Annotated in this window: 14 protein-coding genes and 1 riboswitch; of the genes, 11 read left to right on the top strand and 3 right to left on the bottom strand. The window is 64.5% G+C overall.

The annotated features are described in order from the left end of the window. Window positions 1–45: 45 nt before the first annotated feature. Both thiC and thiS read right to left on the bottom strand, forming a co-directional pair. A complete protein-coding gene (thiC, locus tag IC234_RS12665; protein WP_190925139.1) occupies window positions 46–1,923 on the bottom strand; it encodes a phosphomethylpyrimidine synthase ThiC in 1,878 nt (625 codons plus the stop codon). 126 nt (window positions 1,924–2,049) lie between these two features. After that, on the bottom strand, window positions 2,050–2,253 hold the full coding sequence (thiS, locus tag IC234_RS12660; protein WP_190925136.1) for a sulfur carrier protein ThiS: 204 nt from the start codon (window positions 2,251–2,253) through the stop codon (window positions 2,050–2,052). A gap of 80 nt (window positions 2,254–2,333) precedes the next feature. After that, window positions 2,334–2,431, bottom strand: a riboswitch (TPP riboswitch). A gap of 94 nt (window positions 2,432–2,525) precedes the next feature. Here thiS and IC234_RS12655 point away from each other — a divergent pair. The 6 genes from IC234_RS12655 to IC234_RS12630 all read left to right on the top strand — a co-directional run bounded on the left by IC234_RS12655 (window position 2,526) and on the right by IC234_RS12630 (window position 12,312). Then, complete coding sequence (locus IC234_RS12655) at window positions 2,526–3,593, top strand: acetamidase/formamidase family protein (protein WP_190925134.1); 1,068 nt, start codon at window positions 2,526–2,528, stop codon at window positions 3,591–3,593. Between the two features lie 188 nt (window positions 3,594–3,781). Continuing rightward, window positions 3,782–4,855 carry a tetratricopeptide repeat protein gene (locus IC234_RS12650; RefSeq protein ID WP_190925132.1) on the top strand — a complete coding sequence of 358 codons (1,074 nt, stop codon included), beginning with the start codon at window positions 3,782–3,784 and terminating at the stop codon, window positions 4,853–4,855. 190 nt (window positions 4,856–5,045) lie between these two features. Next, window positions 5,046–7,100: an OmpA family protein gene (locus IC234_RS12645; RefSeq protein WP_190925130.1), complete on the top strand. Its 2,055-nt coding sequence runs from the start codon at window positions 5,046–5,048 to the stop codon at window positions 7,098–7,100. A gap of 145 nt (window positions 7,101–7,245) precedes the next feature. Further along, window positions 7,246–10,887: a hybrid sensor histidine kinase/response regulator gene (locus IC234_RS12640; protein ID WP_190925128.1), complete on the top strand. Its 3,642-nt coding sequence runs from the start codon at window positions 7,246–7,248 to the stop codon at window positions 10,885–10,887. 55 nt (window positions 10,888–10,942) lie between these two features. Beyond that, on the top strand, window positions 10,943–11,668 hold the full coding sequence (locus IC234_RS12635; RefSeq protein ID WP_190925126.1) for a LytR/AlgR family response regulator transcription factor: 726 nt from the start codon (window positions 10,943–10,945) through the stop codon (window positions 11,666–11,668). 20 nt (window positions 11,669–11,688) lie between these two features. Next, window positions 11,689–12,312, top strand: a complete 624-nt coding sequence (locus tag IC234_RS12630) for a PKD domain-containing protein (protein ID WP_190925124.1) — start codon at window positions 11,689–11,691, stop codon at window positions 12,310–12,312. A 100-nt stretch (window positions 12,313–12,412) separates the two neighbouring features. Here IC234_RS12630 and IC234_RS12625 read toward each other — a convergent pair whose 3' ends face one another. Then, window positions 12,413–13,828: a hypothetical protein gene (locus IC234_RS12625; RefSeq protein ID WP_190925122.1), complete on the bottom strand. Its 1,416-nt coding sequence runs from the start codon at window positions 13,826–13,828 to the stop codon at window positions 12,413–12,415. Window positions 13,829–14,304: 476 nt separating this feature from the next. On the opposite strand from IC234_RS12625, the gene IC234_RS12620 reads away from it, so the two are divergent. From IC234_RS12620 to IC234_RS12600, 5 genes are all read left to right on the top strand, one after another. Further along, a complete protein-coding gene (locus tag IC234_RS12620; protein ID WP_190925120.1) occupies window positions 14,305–14,796 on the top strand; it encodes a hypothetical protein in 492 nt (163 codons plus the stop codon). Window positions 14,797–14,872: 76 nt separating this feature from the next. Beyond that, window positions 14,873–16,621: an ABC transporter substrate-binding protein gene (locus IC234_RS12615; protein ID WP_317173375.1), complete on the top strand. Its 1,749-nt coding sequence runs from the start codon at window positions 14,873–14,875 to the stop codon at window positions 16,619–16,621. 3 nt (window positions 16,622–16,624) lie between these two features. Continuing rightward, entirely contained in the window at window positions 16,625–17,683 is a 1,059-nt protein-coding gene (locus IC234_RS12610) for an ABC transporter permease subunit (protein WP_190925116.1), read from the top strand. Continuing rightward, on the top strand, window positions 17,671–18,654 hold the full coding sequence (locus IC234_RS12605) for an ABC transporter permease (RefSeq protein ID WP_190925114.1): 984 nt from the start codon (window positions 17,671–17,673) through the stop codon (window positions 18,652–18,654). The genes IC234_RS12610 and IC234_RS12605 overlap by 13 nt, the downstream gene beginning before the upstream one ends. Window positions 18,655–19,019: 365 nt before the next feature. Next, window positions 19,020–19,223 (top strand): hypothetical protein, encoded by a 204-nt coding sequence (locus tag IC234_RS12600; protein WP_190925112.1) that lies wholly within the window; start codon window positions 19,020–19,022, stop codon window positions 19,221–19,223. Window positions 19,224–19,254 lie beyond the last annotated feature (31 nt).

Raw genomic sequence — 19,254 nt, 5'->3', positions numbered from 1 at the left:
GCACGGCACCGGTCGTTCAACGACGAGACGCAAAATATTGCGTCTCTACAGATAAATCTCGCTGCCTTTTTCCACAAATTCACGCGACTTATCCACAAGGCCCTGGGCCAGCACCTCGCTGGCGGTCAGGTCCTGCTTGGCGGCGTAGTCGCGCACTTCCTGCGTGATTTTCATCGAGCAGAAGTGCGGGCCGCACATCGAGCAGAAGTGGGCCACTTTGGCGCCTTCGGCCGGCAGGGTTTCGTCGTGGTACTCGCGGGCCGTGTCGGGGTCGAGGCTCAGGTTGAACTGGTCTTCCCAGCGGAACTCAAAGCGGGCCTTGCTCAGGGCGTTGTCGCGGTACTGCGCGCCTGGGTGGCCCTTGGCCAAATCGGCGGCGTGGGCCGCGATTTTGTAGGCGATGACGCCGTCTTTCACGTCCTGCTTGTTGGGCAGGCCGAGGTGCTCCTTGGGCGTCACGTAGCACAGCATAGCCGTGCCAAACCAGCCAATCATGGCCGCGCCGATGGCCGAGGTGATGTGGTCGTAGCCGGGCGCAATGTCCGTGGTGAGCGGGCCCAGCGTGTAGAACGGCGCCTCGTGGCACTCCTTCAGCTGCTTGTCCATGTTTTCCTTGATGAGGTGCATGGGCACGTGGCCGGGCCCCTCAATCATCACCTGCACGTCGTGCTTCCAAGCAATTTTGGTGAGTTCGCCCAGGGTTTCCAGCTCGGCAAACTGGGCTTCGTCGTTGGCATCGGCAATGGAGCCGGGGCGCAGGCCGTCGCCCAGCGAGAAGGCCACGTCGTAGGCCTTCATGATTTCGCAGATTTCCTCAAAATGCGTGTACAGGAAGCTTTCCTTGTGGTGCGCCAGGCACCACTTGGCCATGATAGAGCCGCCGCGCGACACGATGCCGGTCACGCGCTTGGCGGTCATGGGCACGTAACGCAGTAGCACGCCGGCGTGGATGGTGAAGTAGTCGACGCCCTGCTCGGCCTGCTCAATCAGCGTGTCGCGGAATAGCTCCCAGGTCAGGTCTTCGGCCTTGCCGTTCACCTTTTCCAGGGCCTGGTAAATGGGCACGGTGCCCACCGGCACGGGGCAGTTGCGGATAATCCACTCGCGGGTTTCGTGGATGTTTTTGCCGGTGCTCAGGTCCATCAGCGTGTCGCCGCCCCAGCGGCAGCTCCACACGGCCTTATCTACCTCTTCCTCAATGGATGAAGTCACGGCCGAGTTGCCGATGTTGGTGTTGATTTTCACCAGGAAGTTGCGCCCGATAATCATGGGCTCGCTCTCCGGGTGGTTGATGTTACTGGGAATCACGGCGCGGCCTGCAGCCACTTCCTGGCGCACAAATTCGGCCGTGATGTGGCCCTCCGGCGTGTTGGCGCCGAAGCTGTGGCCGCGGTGCTGGGTTCGCAGCGGGTCATCGGCGGGCAGCTCGTCGAAGCGCTGGTTTTCGCGAATGGCGATGTACTCCATTTCGGGCGTGATAATGCCCTTTTTGGCGTAGTGCATCTGGCTCACGTTGTAGCCCGGCTTGGCGCGCAGCGGGGCCGCGATGTGCTCGAAGCGCAGGTGGTCGAGGCCGGCGTCGGCGGCGCGCTGCTGGCCGTATTCGGAGGTGGTGCCGCTGAGCTGCTCCACGTCGCCGCGGTCGAGAATCCACTGCTGGCGCAGGCGGGGCAGGCCTTTTTTCAGGTCGATTTCAACGTTAGGGTCGGTGTAGGGGCCGCTGGTGTCGTACACCGTCACGGGCGGGTTCTGCTCGGAGGGAAAACCGAAATCGAACTTACGCTCGGTATCGGCCAGGGCGATTTCGCGCATGGCCACCCGGATTTCGGGGTGTAGCTTGCCTTGCACGTAAATTTTACGGGAGCCGGTGAGCGGCTGGCGCTCCACCAGCGTCTGCTGCGGGGCCTGGTCTTTCTTTTTCATGACGGGGTTAGTTGTCAGTTGTTTGTTGTCAGTTGTTAGAAATCAGCTGTCAAAAAACCTGCTGTCGTTGCGTCAACAAAAGACCTAACAACTGACAACGAGTAACTGACAACTAAGCGTAAAGCCTCACCCGCCCTGCGTGGCGCGAATAATCGTGACCCGGTCGTGCTCGCGCAGCTCGTGTGCGGCCCAGGCGGCGCGGGGCACCACCTCGTCGTTCACGGCCACGGCGAGGCCGCGCTGCCCGGCCAGGGCTAGGTCGGCGAGCAGCTGCGTGAGCGTCTGAGTATCGGAAGTTTCTTGGGGCGAATTGTTTACGTAGCAAATCATGGCAACCGGGGCGGGTGGCGGTGAAATCAATCCATAAACAATAGGGGCGCCGGCGACGGACTACCCCAAAGACAGCCGCGATGCGGACCATTACTTTTCCCTTCGCTGGTATTATCCAGAATCAGGTTCCAAGGGTATTTCTCAGCCGCGCCGAAGCGAAGCACCCCTAAAGTTTACGGGCCAAATCTACGGGATGAAATCCTATAATCGACATGAATTTTATGTGGCCGCCTTTTCGGCGTCCATCCCTGCGCAGGTGCGTACTTGCTGCCATGAAATTCCACGAATCATTCGCTCCGCGGGCCCGCCTGCTGGCGCTGTGCCTGGGCTTGGCCGGAGCTGCGCACGCCCAGAAAGCCACGCACCAGTTGCCCATCACGCCCGCCACTGCCGCCTGGGGCTACTACGATGCCGCCGCGCCGCCCGTGCTGCGCATCAAATCCGGCGAAACCGTGGAAGTGCACACGCTCATCACCTCCACCCCCACCCGCTTGGAAGGCGCCGGCCTGCCTCCCGCGCAAGTGGAGCCCAACCTGCGCGAAATCGTGGAGAAAGTCACCAACAAAGGTCCGGGCGGCCACATCCTCACCGGCCCCATTTTCATCGAAGGGGCCGAGCCCGGCGACGTGCTGGAGGTGCGCATTCAGTCCGTCAAGCTGGCCATTCCTTACGCCTACAATGCCTTCGGGGCCAAGAGCGGCTTTATTCCGGAGGATTTTGGCTACGCCAAAATGCGCATTATTCCGCTCGATAAGAAGAAGATGGTGGCGCACTTCCTGCCGGGCATCGACGTGCCGCTGCGGCCGTTTTTCGGGAGCATGGGCGTGGCGCCGCCGGCCGCGGCGGGCCGCGTGAACAGCGCGCCGCCCGGCATCCACGGCGGCAACCTCGACAATAAGGAGCTGGTGGCCGGCACCACGCTGTATTTGCCGGTGCACGCGGCGGGCGCGCTGTTTTTTGTGGGCGACGGCCACGCCGGGCAGGGCAACGGCGAGGTGGACATTACGGCGTTGGAAACCTCGCTTTCGGGCCAGCTGCAGTTCATTGTGCGTAAGGACCTGCACCTGACTTTGCCCCGCGCCGAAACGCCCACGCACTACATCAGCATGGGCCTGAACGAGGACCTAACCTTGGCCGCCAAGGATGCCGTGCGCGAAATGATAGCCTTCCTGGTGGCCGAAAAGCACCTGACGCGCGATGACGCCTACATGCTGTGCAGCGTGGCCGGCGACCTAAACACGACGCAGGTGGTGGACGGCACCCGCGGGGCCCACATGCTGCTGCCAAAGAGCATTTTCGGGAAGATAAAAGCGGAGAAGCAGAAAACAGAGAAAAGGTAAGAGGCGACCCTCAGCACGTCATGCCGAGCGCAGCGCAGCACCTCGCCTGTCACCACTAAGTAGTGACCGCGGGCGAGGTGCTGCGCCGCGCTCGGCATGACGTTCTTTTTATTGGCCCGACTATTGGCTAGAAGTAAAAATCCTATATCTTCGCTACATACGCTTCTGTTTTAGCTTATCATCTAGCTATGATACAAAAACCTCTACTTTTTATCGTGTTGCTCACGGCGCCTTTTGCCGCCCGCGCGCAGGTCGATACGGTGCGGGCCAGCACCCTGCCGGGCCCCCAGCTGGCGGAGAAAGCGTATAACAGCGGCCTGGCCAGCTTCCAGGCCCAGAGCTACCCGGCGGCGCTGCGTAGCTTCGACCAAGCCATCGCGGCCAAACCTGATTTTGCGGCCGCGTACACCAACCGCGCCGCCACCCGCTTCGAGCTTAAAGAATACTCCCAGGCCCAGGCCGACTACGACCAGGCCCTGAAGCTGGAGCCCGGCAACTACGCCGGCTACTTTGGCCGCGCCCGCGCCCAGGAAGCCCAGAACCACCTGACGGAGGCCGAACAGGACTACAGCGAAGCCGTGAAGGCCAAACCCGACTATGCCCCGGCCTGGTACAACCGCGGCGTGCTGCGCTTCGAGAAAGGCGACTACCAAGCCGCCCGCGACGACTTTGATGGCGCCCTCAAAGCCGACCCTAAGCTGGCCTACGCCTACCACGACCGCGCCAGCACCCAGCAGAAGCTGGGCAACTTTGCCGCCGCCACCCAGGACTACACCCAGGCCCTGGCCCTGCAGCCCGACCTGCTGCCGGCCCTGCTCAACCGCGCCACCACCGAGCGCCGCACCGGCCAGCTGCCCCAGGCCCTGAAAGACTACGACGCCTACCTGGCCAAAAAATCTGACAACGCCCTGGCCTTCAACAACCGCGGCAACGCCCGCTTCGAGAACAAGGACTACGCCGGCGCCATTGCCGACTTCACGCAGGCCATCAAGCTCGACGCCAAATACGCCTACGCCTGGAACAACCGCGCCGCCGCCCAGCTCAAGCTGGAGAAATACGCCGAAGCCGCCGCCGACGCCAGCGAAGCCCTCAAGCTAAAAGCCGACTACGCCGAAGCCTACCTCAACCGCGGCCACGCCCGCGAAATGCTCCGCCAAGCCGACGAAGCCTGTCAGGACTGGCGCAAAGCCGCCGAGCTGGGCCTGAAAGTGGGCAACGACTACGCGGCCGCCGCTGGCTGCGCGGGCGAGGCTACGGAGTAATTGGCATAATCCATACGGCGCGGCCGTAGCCCCTCCCTCCCCGGCCCCGATTCGCTTGAAGCGCAAAGCCCAAAGCAGAGGGGGAGCCTAACGATTCCGAGAGGAGCCTAACCGGTGCCCCCTCTCCTTTGGGAGTAGGGGCCAGGGGGTGAGGCGCCCGACAGAACATTCCCTAAACTATCTATCCACGATGTTATTACGCCTGTTTTTCCTGCTCCTCGCCAGCGCCGCCCTACCCGCGGCTGCGCAAAGCATTGCCTTCACCAAAGACAATTTTGGCGATAACAAAGAAGGCCTGCGCGAAGCCAACCGCGAGCTGAAGGACGGCGACACCGAGTACAACGCCGACCCGGCGCGCTACGCCCAGGCCCTACCGCACTTCCTGGCCGCGCAGCAGTTCAACCCCAACAACGCAGGCCTGAACGTGAAAATCGGCGACTGCTACCTGCACTCGTCCACCAAAACCGCCGCCCTGCCCTACCTGCAGAAAGCCGCCAAGCTCGACGCCACCGCCGACGCCCGCACCCACTTCCTGCTGGCCCGCGCCCTGCACCTGAGCGGCAAGTGGCGCGAAGCCCTGGCCGAGTACCAGCAGGCCCAGCCCGTGGGCGGCAACACCCGCAACGGCAGCGCTGAAACCCTTACGGCCAACGACTTGCAGCGCTACATGCAGCAGTGCCGCACGGGCCAGCAGCTGGCGGCCCGCCCGGTGCGCGTGTTCATCGACAACGCGGGGCCGGAGCTGAATTCGGCCGACTCGGACTACGGCCCGGTGGTATCGGCCGACGAGTCGACCATCCTCATCACCTCGCGCCGGACCGGCTCGACGGGCGGCAAGAAAGACCCCGAAGGCAACGGCTTTTTTGAAGACATCTACCAGGCCTCCTGGCAGGGCAAAAAGTGGAGCCGCGCCACCAACCTGGGCACGCCCGTGAACACCGACGACCACAACGCCACCGTGGGCTTAGCGCCCGACGGCCAGCGCATGCTGGTGTACGTGGGCACCAACGGCGGCGACCTGCTCGAAGCCAACCTCGCGGGCAGCGCCTGGACCAAGCCCAAGCAGCTGGGCTCGCGCATCAACACCAAGTACCACGAATCGTCGGCCAGCTACTCGCCCGATGGGCGCTGGCTGTACTTCGTGAGCGACCGGCAGGAAGGCAGCCTGGGCGGCTCCGACATTTATAAGGTGGACATGGAAGGCCGCACGCAGCCCGTTAATCTGGGCTCGGCCATCAACACGGCCTACGGCGAAGAGGGCGTTTTTATGGCGCCCGATGGCAAGACGCTGTACTTTTCGTCGGAAGGTCACAACTCCATGGGCGGCTACGACATCTTCAAATCGGTGTTTGAGAACGGGAAGTGGGGCGAGCCGGAGAACCTAGGCTGGCCCATCAACACGCCCGACGACGACGTATTTTTTGTGACCTCGGCCTCGGGGCGGCACGGCTACTATAGCAGCGACCGGCCCGGCGGCCTGGGCGCCAAAGACATCTACCGCATCACCTTTCTAGGCCCCGAGAAGCCGCCCGTGCTCAGCGAGGAAGACCAGTTGCTGGCCTCGCGCCTCAACCCCGTGAAGCAGACCGTGCTGGCGCCCGCCGTGGCCGTGGCCACCGCCCAGGTCACCATTCTGAAAGGCACCGTTACCGACGACGCCACCAAGCAGCCGCTCGACGCCGCCATCGACCTCATCGACAACGCCAGTGGCCAGACCATTGCCACCTTCCGCAGCAACGCCACTTCGGGCAAATACCTCGTAAGCTTGCCCTCGGGCACCAACTACGGCATCGTGGTGCGGCAGGACGGCTACCTCTTCCACTCCGAAAACTTCGACCTGCCCGCCGGCGCGGCCTACGCCGAAGTGGTGAAGGACATTCCGCTGAAGAAGCTGGAAGTGGGCACCACCATCGTGCTGCGCAACATTTTCTTCGACACCGGCAAGGCCAGCCTGCGCCCCGAAAGCACCGCCGAGCTGGAACGCCTGCAAAAGCTCCTGACCGAAACTCCGGCCCTAAAGCTGGAAATGGCCGGCCACACCGACGACGTGGGCGAGGCCGCCAAAAACCAGGACCTGAGCCAGCGCCGCGCCCAGGCCGTGGTGCTCTACCTCACGCAGCACGGCATTGCCGCCGCCCGCCTCACGGCCGCCGGCTATGGCGAAACCCAGCCCGTGGCCCCCAACACCACCAAAGCCGGCCGCCAGCTCAACCGCCGCACCGAGTTTAAGGTGACGGCCAAGTAGGCCCGGTGCGGCCGGGAAAATTCCGCTGTTGGCCGCGAAACGGCCATTGATAATCGGAATGCCAAACCGCAGCCCAGCCCGGCCTTCTACCTTGTGCGCCGAAACGACCCGGCCCCAGCCCGCCGGCCCATCCGGCTGCCTCTGCTTGAAACCTCTTTTTCACATTTTGTACGTGCGGCGGCTGGGCCTGCTGTTGCTCGCGCTGCTGGGCTTGTTGTTGCTGCTGGTGCGGCCGACGCAGGCGCAACAGGCCTATGTGCGCCAGTTTGGGCCGGCCGAAGGGCTGCGGGCCCCGTTCATCTACGCTTTGCTGCAGGACCGGCAGGGCTACCTCTGGCTCGGCACCGGCGACGGATTGGTGCGCTACGACGGCACGCGCTTCGTCACCTTCACCCAAAAAGACGGGCTGGCCGAAGACTTTGTGGTGTCGCTGCGCGAAAATCCGGCCACGGGCGCGCTGTGGGTGGGCCATTACCAGGGCGGCGTTTCGGTGAGAAAAACGCCCACCAGCGCCTTCGCCCCGGCCGACCGCGCCACCGTGCCCGCCGGCCTCAGGCTGCCCGCCGACGGCCCGCCGCCCGTCGACACGGCTGCCATTGGGCGCTACCTGCGCCGCTACCAGCTGCGCCTGCCCGCCGGCACCGAAGTCATTTCCCTGCTCGAAGACCGCGAAGGCAACGCCTGGCTGGGCACCGCCGGCCAGGGCCTGTGGCGGCATTCTGACCGGCATTTGCGGCTGCTGCCGCGGCCCGCCGGCCCGCTGGGCCAAACGCCGTCCCTGGCCACTCTTTCAGCTAACAGCAACCTCGAAGCTTGGGCCACTTTCGGCGGCAACCGTTTCTTTCAGCTCCCGCTCGCAGGCTCGGCGCCGCTGCTTTATGCCGGCAATGGGCGCGTGCCGCCCCTACCCGGCGAACCCGTCAAAGCCCTACTGCCGCACCCGACCCGGCTGGGAGGCGGCTTTTGGGTGGGCACGTCAACGGGCGTTTACATCGTCCCCAGACCTGGCTCGGGCGGCGTGGCAGTGCCTGGGTTATCAAACAATACCGACTACAACGTCACCGCCCTCGCCTACGCCCCCACCAGCGGCTTGTGGGTGGGCACCGCCGCCGATGGCATCTACTTAGTTCCGACCGATTCCTCCAAGACCGTTCGCCACTTCACCACGGCCGACGGCCTGCTGCACAACACCATCACCGCCCTGCTGGCCGACCGCACCGGCCGGGTGTGGGTGGGCACGCGCGGCACCGGCCTGGCCGTGTTTCAGCCGCGCACCCGCACTTTCGAGTACGCCCGCCTCACCGCCACGGGACTCGACATCAGCTGCTTCGCCGAAGACGCCGACGGCGGCCTCTGGGTGGGCACCGAGGGGCAGGGCGTGTTTTATCACCCGCCCACTGGCAAATGGGAGCAGTTTGCGGGCGGCGCCCTGCCGTCCGACTACGTGTATGGCCTGCTGCCGCTGCCGGCCCCACCGGCCCGGCCCGAGCTGCTGCTGGTGCACCGCCAGGGCCTCACCCTGCTCGACGTGCGCCGGCTGCGCTTCGCCGCCCTGGCCGCGCTCGACAACCCGCTGGTGCGCGAATGCCTGGGCACCGGCGCCGTGGCCGCGCCGGGCCCTGATGCCGCCGTGGCCTGGCTGCCCACCCGCGCCGGGCTGCTGCGCCTCGATGTGGCGGCGGCCCGGCGCTACGCCGCGGTTCGTCCGCCGGGCCTGGCCTTTGTCGCGGCCGAAGTAGACGGCGCCCCGCAACCCGTGGATGCGCTGGGGCAGCTATCGGCCACGCGGCACCGGCTCAGCTTTGCCTTCCAGGGCATCAGCCTGAATCCGAACGAGGACCTGGCCTACCAATACCGGCTGCGCGGCCTGTCCGACGAGTGGAGCCGGCCCAGCGCGGCGGGCGAAGCCCAGTTTCCGGGCCTCGACGCCGGCCGGTACGTGTTTGAGGCGCGGGTGCGGCGCGGCGCGGCGGGGGCGTGGAGCCCGGCGGTGGCGGCGGCGTTCGGCATTGCCACGCCGTTTTGGCGCACGTGGTGGTTTGCCACGTTTGCCGCGCTTGGCCTGGGCGGCCTGGTGTTCGGGGTGGTGCGGGCCCGGGAGGGACGCCTGCGCCGCACCCAGCTGGTGCTGGAGCGCACCGTGCGCGAGCGCACCGCCGAGCTGCGCCAGCAGAAAGCCCACATCGAGCACATCAACGCCGACCTGGTGGTGGCCCGCGACGCGGCCGAAGCCTCGCGGCGGGCAAAGGCGCAGTTTCTGGCCAACATGAGCCACGAAATCCGCACGCCCATGAACGCCGTCATCGGCCTCACCAACCTGCTGCAGGCCACCCGGCCCACGCAGGAGCAGGGCGAATACCTCACGGCCATCGAGTCGTCGTCGCAAAACCTGCTGGTTATTATCAACGACATCCTCGACAGCTCCAAGATGGAGGCGGGCAAGCTGTCGCTGGAGCAAGTGCCCTTCCGCCTGCCCGAAGCGGTGCGCCGGCTGGGGGCCATGTTCAAGTTTGCCACCGAGAGCAAGGGGCTGGCGCTTTACATTAACGTGGCCGATAACGTGCCCGCCGCCGTGCTCGGCGACCCGGTGCGCCTGAACCAGATTCTGGTCAACCTGGTCGGCAATGCCATTAAGTTTACGCGGCAGGGCGGCGTCACGGTGGCGGTGGAAGCGGTGCCCCAAACCGACCAGCCCACCACCCCACCGGCCCACCAGCTCATCCGCTTCGCGGTGCGCGACACGGGCATTGGCATTCCGGCCGACAAGCTGGGGGCCATTTTCGAAGATTTTTCGCAGGCCAATACGTCCACCACGCGCGAGTTTGGCGGCACGGGCCTGGGCCTGAGCATTGCCCGCAACCTGGTGCAGCTGCACGGCGGCCAGCTCGGCGTAACCAGCGAGGAAGGCCAGGGCTCGGAGTTTTTCTTTGAGCTGCCCTACGAAGTGGCCGACGCCAGCGCCGCCCAGCCCGACGCCCACGCCGGCCCGCTGGCGCCCTTCGAGCCCGCCCTGCGCGTGCTGGTGGCCGAAGACAACGCCCTGAACCAGATGGTGGCGCGCAAAACCCTGGAAGCCTGGAACGTGCAGGTCGTCATCGCCGAAAATGGCCGCCTGGCCGTGGAAACCGCCGCGGCCGCTGCCCTGCCCTTCGACGCCGTGCTGATGGACGTGCAAATGCCCGAAATGGACGGCTACGAAGCGTCGCGCCGCCTGCGCGCCCTCTTCCCCGACGCCCTGCAGCTGCCCATCATCGGCCTCACGGCCTCGGTGCTGCCCGAAGACCGGGTGCTGGCCCTGGAAGCTGGCATGAACGACACCCTGGCCAAGCCCTTCGAGCCGGCCGTGCTGTATGCGCGCCTGGCCCATTTCACCGGGCGTAGCGCCGGGCCGGCGAGCGAGCGGCCCGGCAGGCGCGAGGGCAACGACGCTAGTGCCGCCCCTGCTGCCTTCAAAATCAAACCCGACTGGCACTTGCTGGAAGAGTTGGCCGGTGGCAATGAGGGCTTTCTACGCCAGATTGTGGGCACCTTCTTGACCGAGGCGCCGGCGCTGGAAGCGCTGCTGGCCACCGCCTGCCCCCACGACCCCGCCGCCCTGGCCAGCACCGCGCACAAGCTAAAAGGCCAGGTGGCGTACTTTGGCGTGCCGGTGCTGCACGCCCAGCTCGACGAGTTGGAGCGGGCCGCCCGCCTCCCCGACTGCCCCTACTGCCCGCCGCTGGTCGAAGCCATTCGCCAGCAATTGGGCGAGCTATACCCGCAACTGGAAGCGCGAACCCTCAGTTAGTAAATCGGTTGACGGTCTTACATTCGTCAAATTAACGTTCCTCGTAACTGCTTTTATGTCTACATCCGTACTTCGCTGCCTGGTCGTCGACGACGACCCGCTTTCGGTGCAAGTGGTGCTCAACTGCATCGCCAACACCCCTTTCCTGACCGCAGCCGGCAGCTACACCAACCCCGTGGAAGCCGCCGAAGCGCTGCGCACCCAGCCGGTGGACTTGCTGTTTCTGGACGTGGAAATGCCGCTCATGTCGGGCATCGAGCTGCTGCGCACCCTGCAGCACCCGCCGCTGGTGGTGCTCATCACCAGCAGCAAAGACTACGCGGTGCAGGCCTTCGAGCAGGCCGTGGTGGACTACCTGGTGAAGCCCGTGAGCTACGCCCGCTTCCTGCAGGCCGCGCAAAAAGCCTTGGAAATGACCGAGCGCCAGACCGCCGACGACCCCGATGCCATCCAGGCGTCGGCGCCCAACGCCGCCTTCACCTTCGTGAAGGTGGACAACAAGCTGGTGCGCGTCACCTTCGACGACGTGCGCTACGTGGAGGCCCTGGGCGACTACGTGCACGTCATCACCGACCGCAGCAAGCTCATTGTGTACAGCACCATGAAGGCCGTGGAAGAGAAATTTCCGGCCACCCGCTTTGTGCGAGTGCATCGCTCGTTCATCGTCAACCTCGACCACATCCAGGCCCTCGAAGACAACTCGCTGGTGGTGGAATCCAAGCACATTCCGGTGGGCCAAACCTACCTGCGCGACGTGATGCAGCGCCTCAACAAATTCTAATTTTGCTTATCGTTCTATCTATGCGCTTTCTCCCAGCAGCTTCCCGCGGCCGCGCAGCCGCCCTGGCCTTCTTGCTGAGCCTGGCCGCACTGGCCGCCCGCGCCCAGCAGGCCGGCGACACCACCAGCGTAAACTGCGGGCCGCCGCTGCCGCGCATGCTCTGCGTCGACCTCGACGGCCGTCCTTCCGTCGACGAGGCCGCCGGCCCCTTCACTTACCAGTGGCAGATGGGCGACGGCACCACCCTCACCGGCCCCACCGTGACGCACTGCTACAAGGAGCGCAAAAACTACGTAGTGCAGCTCGACGTCATCGTGGACAAAACCGGCGAAATACGCCGCGGGCAGAAATACATTCCCATCAACCTCGTCCAGCAGGACGTCGTCGACTTCACCGCTTCCACCACCCGCGTGCGCGTGGGCCAGCCCGTCAGCTTTGCTTCGCCCGAAGCCCAGTTGCTCAGTTGCAACAACGTGCAGTACGTATGGGATTTTCGCGACGGCACCGTGCAGCAGGGCCGCACGGCCCAACACGTGTTCCGGCGGCCGGGCACCTACCAGGTTCGTTTCAGCATGCGCGGCTACGGCTCGGCGGCCTGCATCGCCAGCCATTGCGTCTCGCGCGAAATTGTGGTGGAGCCGTAGCGCCTAGTATCTACTGCCTAAAGGCCACAGTCTCTCTTAATGGCAAGCCCCCGCCGCGCAACTACTTGTGCGGCGGGGGCTTGCGCCGTTTTTCCAGGACCTAGGCGTCAGCTTCTGTGGCCATGGGGCGGCCTTCGCGCAGCAGCCCCAGCACCAGCTTCCACAGCTGTTCGTAGGGAATGATTTCGACCTCGGCAAAGGCCTCGCCGGGCGGCGGCGTATCCTGTAGCTGCAGCAGCATGTTTTTGCCGCGCTCGGCGGCGGCGGCGGCGTCGAAATTCTTTTCCACAATCACCTGCAGCAGGCGCAAAAACAGGCGGCTGCGCAGCGTGCTGGCCTCGTAGAGGTGGCGCTGCTGGTACTTGCGCAGGCGCTCGAGGCGCAGCAGCACCTCTTCCAGGCTGCGCTCGCGCAGGAAGTGCAGCAGCTGCAACACCAGAATGGCCACGTTGTGGCCGCGCTTGTCGCGGCTGTACTCGGGCAGTTGCAGCACCCACTGCGCCATTTGGCGCTGCCGGGCGGTGGCGCGCTGGGGCGGCAGCACAAAGTCGATATAGGCCTTGTATAGGTCCCAGCGTTCGAGAGCGGCCTCGCGCTGGATGAGGTAGGCGGGGTTTTTGGTGATGGTGGTCAGCAACTGCTGGGCGCGCTCGTACTGCTCGGCGTGCAGGGCCAGCAGCACGTGGTGCTCCTGAAAATAAAACCAGTTGCTCGACGACGGGTGGAAGTCACGGCTGTACTGCTCGGCCAAGCGCAGGCCCTGCACCGGCTGCCGGCTGCGCAGGTAAGCGTAGATGCTCACGAAATGGTTGAAGCGCAGGTCGAAGCGCCGGGCATTGAGCTTGCCCTCCCGAAAGCGCCGCGAGGCGTCGGCCGTCACTTTAATCATCTCCTTGAAATTGCCCTGTAGTTCCTCGTAGGCCAGGCGCAACCGGTAGAGGTGGTTGTAGGTGCTGAAGGTGCGGGCCTTGCGGTGCAGGGCTTCCAGCTGGGCAATGTAGGTGGGCAGGAGGGGCAGCACGGCCCGGCGGCTGCGCACGGTGTGGGCCAGCGCCATCTGCGTGTCGGAATAGATGCGCTCGGCCTCATCTTCCCAGGCCAGGGTCTGCTGCAGCTTCAAAAGCTGGCTGGTGGCTTTCTGGTAGCGCAGGGCCTGGCGCTGCTGCGAGTACACCGTGCACATGAGCCGGGCGCACTCCACGCTGTAGTTGGTGAAGCTACCGGCCTCGGCCAGGCGCTTGCAGCGGTAGAGGAGGCGCTCGGTGAGCACATACTCGCCTTCTGCAAACAGAATGTTTATCTTGTGCAATAAGTCGAGGCACTCCATCTGGTAGCGGCGCGACACCAAGTGGCGCGGGTCCGAATGGTCCAGGAAATAGAGCTGGTTGAGCAGCTTGTTTTTCACCCGCGACTGCAGGCGTTGCAGGGCGCGCACGTTAGCGGCGGTGGGTTTGCCATACAGCGCCTTCACTACTTGCAGCTGCGTGGCCCCCGGCGTAGCGGTCAGGGTGGCCACGAATTGATTTTCCTTGTTCGGCCGGGTGCTCGCCAGGTCCAAAACCGGCAAAGAAGTCAAGCTGCGCGATGTCACAATTCGCGCCAAATTTGAAATTTCATTCATTGCAAAAGCGCTCTATGAGTTCAAATTCGGCCTTTATGGGAAAAAGGCCTTTGTAAACCCGATGTCGCAAACAGAGCCCTTCTTTCCTTTTTTACTGGAATACTCCCCTCCACCTTTGTATCGTGATTTGTTACGGTCATTTTCATGGCTTGACGTCGCAAATAGCATATTTTTTCTAAAACTGTTGCTTTAAAAACTTTTAATACAATTCAGAAAAGCATATGTTAATTTCTACTTCTTTTAAAAATCATTTTAAATATTAGCTTTACACAAGTCTGATTTAGAACAACATTGTCCTTTTGTAGGGTGGTCGCCCCCCCCAACTTTGTGTCAATCAATCGCCTGACACACTCTTTATAAACCAAATAGACATGTTGAACCTCTTCGCCATCGCCCTGTTCCAGTTTGCCAGCTTTGCCACCAGCGCCCCCCAAAAAGCGCTTGCCCTGCAGGCACCTGTAAGCAGCACTTCGACTACTTTCGGCGGTACTGGCACCAGCCTTGACGGCGGCACCGGCGGTTGGGGCAACGACATCGATGGCGCCGACGGTGGCACCGGCGGCTGGGGCAACGACATCGATGGCGCCGACGGCGGCACCGGCGGTTGGGGCAACGACATCGACGGCGGCACCGGCGGCTGGGGCAACGACATCGTTGCGTTCGGTGGCACGGGTGGCTGGGGCAACGACATCATCAGCACCAGCCTTGACGGTGGCACCGGTGGCTGGGGCAACGACATCGACGGTGGCACCGGCGGCTGGGGCAACGATATCGATAGCGCCGACGGCGGCACCGGCGGTTGGGGCAACGATATCGATAGCGCCGACGGCGGCACCGGCGGCTGGGGCAACGACGTAGCCTAATTCCGCTGCAGGTCGCGTTTCGTGCCTATATTGCCTGTTCACCGCCACGGGGCGACTTTCAGGCTAGGTGTACCGCGTGAAGCATCCTCTCCCAGCTAATTTTCTGCTGCGCATTGCAATCGCCTTGTTGGCATGCAGTTGCGGCGGCCAACATGCCCAACGCGACACCGTGCGCATCCGCTGGGCTCGCGACCCGGAAACGCTCGACCCGCTTTTTGCGCCTAATCTGGCGGCCTTCGACGCCAACAACCTGCTTCACGTCAGCCTGCTGCAGGGCGATATTGCTACCCAGCAGCTGGCACCGGCGCTGGCCGAACAACTGCCCACCGTCCAGTTGGTGGGCGACTCGCTCACCCGGCTACAGTACCGCATCAGGCCCGCCGCCACCTGGGACAACGGCCGGGCCGTACTGGCCAGCGACGTGGATTTTACCCTTAAGCTGATGCTTTGCCCGGGCCTGCCCAACGAGGCCGCCCGCAATCAATACAGCTTCATTCGGGCCGTGCTGCCCCATCCTCAGGACCCCCGCCGTTTCACGCTGCTGTGCCGAGGCCAGAGCCTGGAATTTGCGCAGGCGTCGGGCGACTTTTTCATTCTGCCCGAGCACAGCCTCGACCCGCGCGGCCTGCTGCGCCGGTGGTCGCTGGCCGACCTGCAGCGCCAGCCCCTGCCCCTCCCCGCCGACTCCGGCGCCCGGGCGGTGGCCCAACAGTACCTCGCGGCGGTGGCCAGCCGCTCGTCGAACCGCCTATCCGGCTGTGGCCCCTACGAACTGTTGAAATGGGAAAAAGACCGGTTTCTGTCGTTTCGGCGCAAGCCGCGCTGGTGGGGCAGCCGCCTGCAGCCAGCGCCGCTGGTGTTGCAGGCCAGACCCCAGCAGCTTGAATACGTCATCATTCCGGACGTGGCCACGGCCGCTTTGGCTTTGCAGCGCGGCGACGTAGACGTGTTTCCGCAGATGCCGGCTCGCGAGTTTGCGCGGCTGCGTGCCGCGCCCGCCGCCCGCTCGGCGCTGCGCTTTTACACGAGCCCGTCGTACGACGTGGCCACGGCCGGCTTCAACACCCGGCACCCGGCCCTGGCCGATGCCCTGACCCGACGGGCCCTCAGCCGCTGCTTCGACGCGGCGGGCCTGTTGCGCGCCACTCAGCTGGGCGAGGGCCAGCGCACGGTAGGCATCATCAGCCCCGCCGACCGCGCCAACTACAACGACAGCCTGGCCCCCGTGCCCTTCGCCCCCGACTCGGCGGTGGCGCTGTTGCGCCGCGCCGGGTGGCAGCGCCGGTCCGCCCCCCACGAAGGCTGGTTTCGTAGCACGGGCCGGGGCGCCGACCAGCAGCTGCGCCTGCTGGTGCGCTACCGCGCCGAGGAAGTGTTGTTTGGCACGGTGGCGCTGCAGTTTCAGGCGGCGGCGGCCAGCATTGGCGTGCCGGTCACGCTGCGACCCACCGAACCGGGCACGTTTGCCACGGCTATGCGCAGCGGCGACTTCGACGTGTACCTGCGCGTGCTTCGAGGCAACCCGTTCATGTTCAACTTTACGCAGCTGCTGCACTCGGCAAGCGCCAATAACGTCACGAAGTTTGGCACGCCGGCCAGCGACCGCCTCATCGCAGCCATTGCCAGAGCCGACAACCCCGCCCGGCGCACGGCGCTGCTGCGGCAGTTTCAGGCCCTGCTACAGGCCGAGGCCCCCATTGTGCCCTTGTTTTACCTGCCCAACCGCGTTGCGGCCAACCGTGCGCTTACGGGCTTGCACGTGGGCAGCCTCAGGCCGGGCTTTGCCGCAGCCACCATTGAGCGGGTTGCCCAGCCGGCGCCCTAACCCATGGCCCTGCGCATAGCCTGGCATTTGCTTCGCACGGGATTGGCGGCGTGGGCGCTGGTTTCGGTGGTCTTCCTGCTCATTCACCGCGACTTGGGCGCCGTGCAGTTGGGCTCGCCCGATGCGTCGGAGCAGCGCGGCAGCGGCGTGCCCCTCTCTGCCGCAGCCCAGGCGGCCACCGAGCAGGCCATCGACCAGCGCCTGGGCCTCGATGAGCCGCTCTTTTACGTGAGCCCGCCCGCCGAAGCCCGCGCGTCCTGGCGCTGGAACGGCCTCCGCAACCAATACCACCGCTGGGCCACGCAGCTCCTGCGCGGCAACCTTGGCCAGTCCTACCGCACGGGCCGCGCCGTCGGCGCGGAGCTGGCCGACGCGCTGGCGTTCACGTTGCCGCTCACTGGCCTAGCGGTGGCGCTTTCCGTGGGCGGCGCCTTGCTGCTTGCCCTGGGCTTGGCGGGCAGGCCGTGGTGGCAACGCCCGGTTCGGGCCGGGCTGGTGGGGCTCCAGGCGCTGCCGCTGTTTGGGGTGGGGCTCCTGCTGCTGCTGGCATTTGCCAACCCCGAGGCGCTGGACTGGTTTCCGGGGTATGGCCTGGGGCAAACCACCGACCAGCCGCCCGGCACCTGGGGCTACCTGGCGGCCTACTTATGGCACCTGGTGCTGCCAACTGCCGCCCTGGTTCTCAGCGCCCTTCCGGAGCTCACCCTGCAGCTGCACGCCAGCCTTGTGCAGGAGCTGGGCTCCCACTACGCCGTAACGGCCCGCGCCAAGGGACTGGCCGAGCCGGCCGTTATCCGCCGCCATGCGTTGCGCAATGCCTTGCTGCCTTCGCTGGCCCAACTGGCCGAGCTGCTGCCGGCGCTGGTGGCCGGGGCCGTGGTGGTTGAAGTGGTATTTGCGCTGCCGGGCATGGGCCGCCTGCTGGCCGGTGCCGCCGTCGCGCGCGACGCGCCCGTGCTGGTGGGCGGCGTGCTGCTGGTGGGCGCGGCCCGCATGCTGGCGCTGCTGGCCACCGACGTGTTGAATTTTTGGGCCGACCCTCGCATCCGGTGGCAGTCCTGACCTCGCCTTCCCTTTCGTGGACGCAGAAAGTGGCGGCCGCCTGGCTGGGCCTGTTGGTGCTGGTGGCCGTGGCGGCCCCATGGCTGCCCCTGCCCTACCCACCCAACGTGCCCGACTTGGCGCATGTGGCGCAGGCCCCGCTCAGCCCCGGGCAGCACTGGCTGGGCACTGACGCACAGGGGCTCGACGTACTTAGCCTGCTGGTGTACGGGAGCCGCACTGCTGTATTCATTACGTTCCCAGCCGCCGTTCTGGCGGCCATGGTGGGCGGGGTACTGGGCGGTGCGGCCGGGTTTTGGGGCAACCGGGTGCGGGCCGCTGCCGGCTACTGGCTACTGGCCCTCGGCGCGGCGTGGTGGTTTCTGCGCCTGCCCATGTTTGGGTTGGGGCTGCTGATGGCCGCGGCAGGTGTAGCGCGCCTGCTGTGGCGCCCGCGCCGGGGCGCTGCTTACAGCACTTCGGTGCCCCTCGATGCGGCCGTGATGGGGGTCGCCACGGCCCTCGACACCATTCCGCACTTGGTGCTGGTGCTAGCCATTGCGGCGGGCACGGGCGGCGTTTCGGCTCTGGGGCTGCTGGCGATTCTGGCGTTTACCGCTTGGTCGACGCCCGCCCGGCTGGTCAGGGCCCAGATGCGGCGCACGCGTGCGCTACCGTTTACCGAAGCCGCACAGGCCGCTGGCATTCCTGCTTGGCAAATCTGGCTGAAGCATGCCATGCCACACGCCATCAGCCCATTACGCGCTGCATTACCCTTGAGCCTTGCCCGGCTGCTGGGCCTGGAAAGCACCTTGTCGTTTTTGGGTGTCGGCTTGCCGCCTGAGGTAGCCAGCTGGGGCCGGCTCATGGCCTCGTTCCGCTATGACACGAGCGCATGGTGGGTGTTCGTTTTTCCCATTACAATACTTACATTCAGTATGTTAAGCCTGCATTTTCTGTCTTCAGCGCCCCGAAGGCAAGCTGCAAGATAATTCAGACAGGCGCCCTGAAACAGGCAGGAAAACGCGCACTGGCCGGGGGCAAATGCCCAGGTTTCAATGTCTCAATTCGGCCTTTTTTTCTAAAATTAAAATTAGAAAATACTAGCAGCGTTAGTTTATAAACCATTATTATACAAATAGTTAAAAATGTTATGAACTGGACAGCAATTCACATGAGCTGTACTTTTCAGCCATTTATTTGATTTTTCTGCTAAAAAAGGCAAGCTTCCTGATGTCTCACTCGTAGCGGATATGTCCTTTTAAAGGGTAAAATGAGGTGGTAACATTGTATTGCTTTTCAGCACAAAGCAATTTCGACGCTCTCCCAACTCCTCTTTTTCTCTACCCCGTTCTGTATGTATCTGCTCGTTTACCCATCATTGGGCTCCTCCCGTCGCCCCAAGGCTACCTCACAGGCGGCTCGCCCCATATCGGTGGGCATTGATTTCGTGACTCCCGACGGCATGGTTGTGCCGCGTGCATTGGGCGAAGCTGCCCTGCTGGGCCGCACCGCCGTACTGGTGGGTGGCCTGCTGGTAGGCGTATGGCCGCAGTCCTGATTCCTCCTTTCCGCTCTAACGCTTAGCCATC

It is taken from the genome of Hymenobacter armeniacus (assembly GCF_014699055.1).
Classification (GTDB): Bacteria; Bacteroidota; Bacteroidia; order Cytophagales; family Hymenobacteraceae; genus Hymenobacter; species Hymenobacter armeniacus.
Note: the sequence above shows the minus strand (reverse complement) of the source record. Positions and strands in the feature narration are given on the sequence as shown.

Bases quoted from the DNA above. Each gene is read 5' to 3' on its own strand.
- IC234_RS12620 (WP_190925120.1), top strand. From the start codon at position 14,305: ATGTTGAACCTCTTCGCCATCGCCCTGTTCCAGTTTGCCAGCTTTGCC.
- thiS (WP_190925136.1), bottom strand. From the start codon at position 2,253: ATGATTTGCTACGTAAACAATTCGCCCCAAGAAACTTCCGATACTCAG.
- IC234_RS12635 (WP_190925126.1), top strand. From the start codon at position 10,943: ATGTCTACATCCGTACTTCGCTGCCTGGTCGTCGACGACGACCCGCTT.
- IC234_RS12645 (WP_190925130.1), top strand. From the start codon at position 5,046: ATGTTATTACGCCTGTTTTTCCTGCTCCTCGCCAGCGCCGCCCTACCC.
- IC234_RS12655 (WP_190925134.1), top strand. From the start codon at position 2,526: ATGAAATTCCACGAATCATTCGCTCCGCGGGCCCGCCTGCTGGCGCTG.
- IC234_RS12630 (WP_190925124.1), top strand. From the start codon at position 11,689: ATGCGCTTTCTCCCAGCAGCTTCCCGCGGCCGCGCAGCCGCCCTGGCC.
- thiC (WP_190925139.1), bottom strand. From the start codon at position 1,923: ATGAAAAAGAAAGACCAGGCCCCGCAGCAGACGCTGGTGGAGCGCCAG.
- IC234_RS12610 (WP_190925116.1), top strand. From the start codon at position 16,625: ATGGCCCTGCGCATAGCCTGGCATTTGCTTCGCACGGGATTGGCGGCG.
- IC234_RS12600 (WP_190925112.1), top strand. From the start codon at position 19,020: ATGTATCTGCTCGTTTACCCATCATTGGGCTCCTCCCGTCGCCCCAAG.
- IC234_RS12650 (WP_190925132.1), top strand. From the start codon at position 3,782: ATGATACAAAAACCTCTACTTTTTATCGTGTTGCTCACGGCGCCTTTT.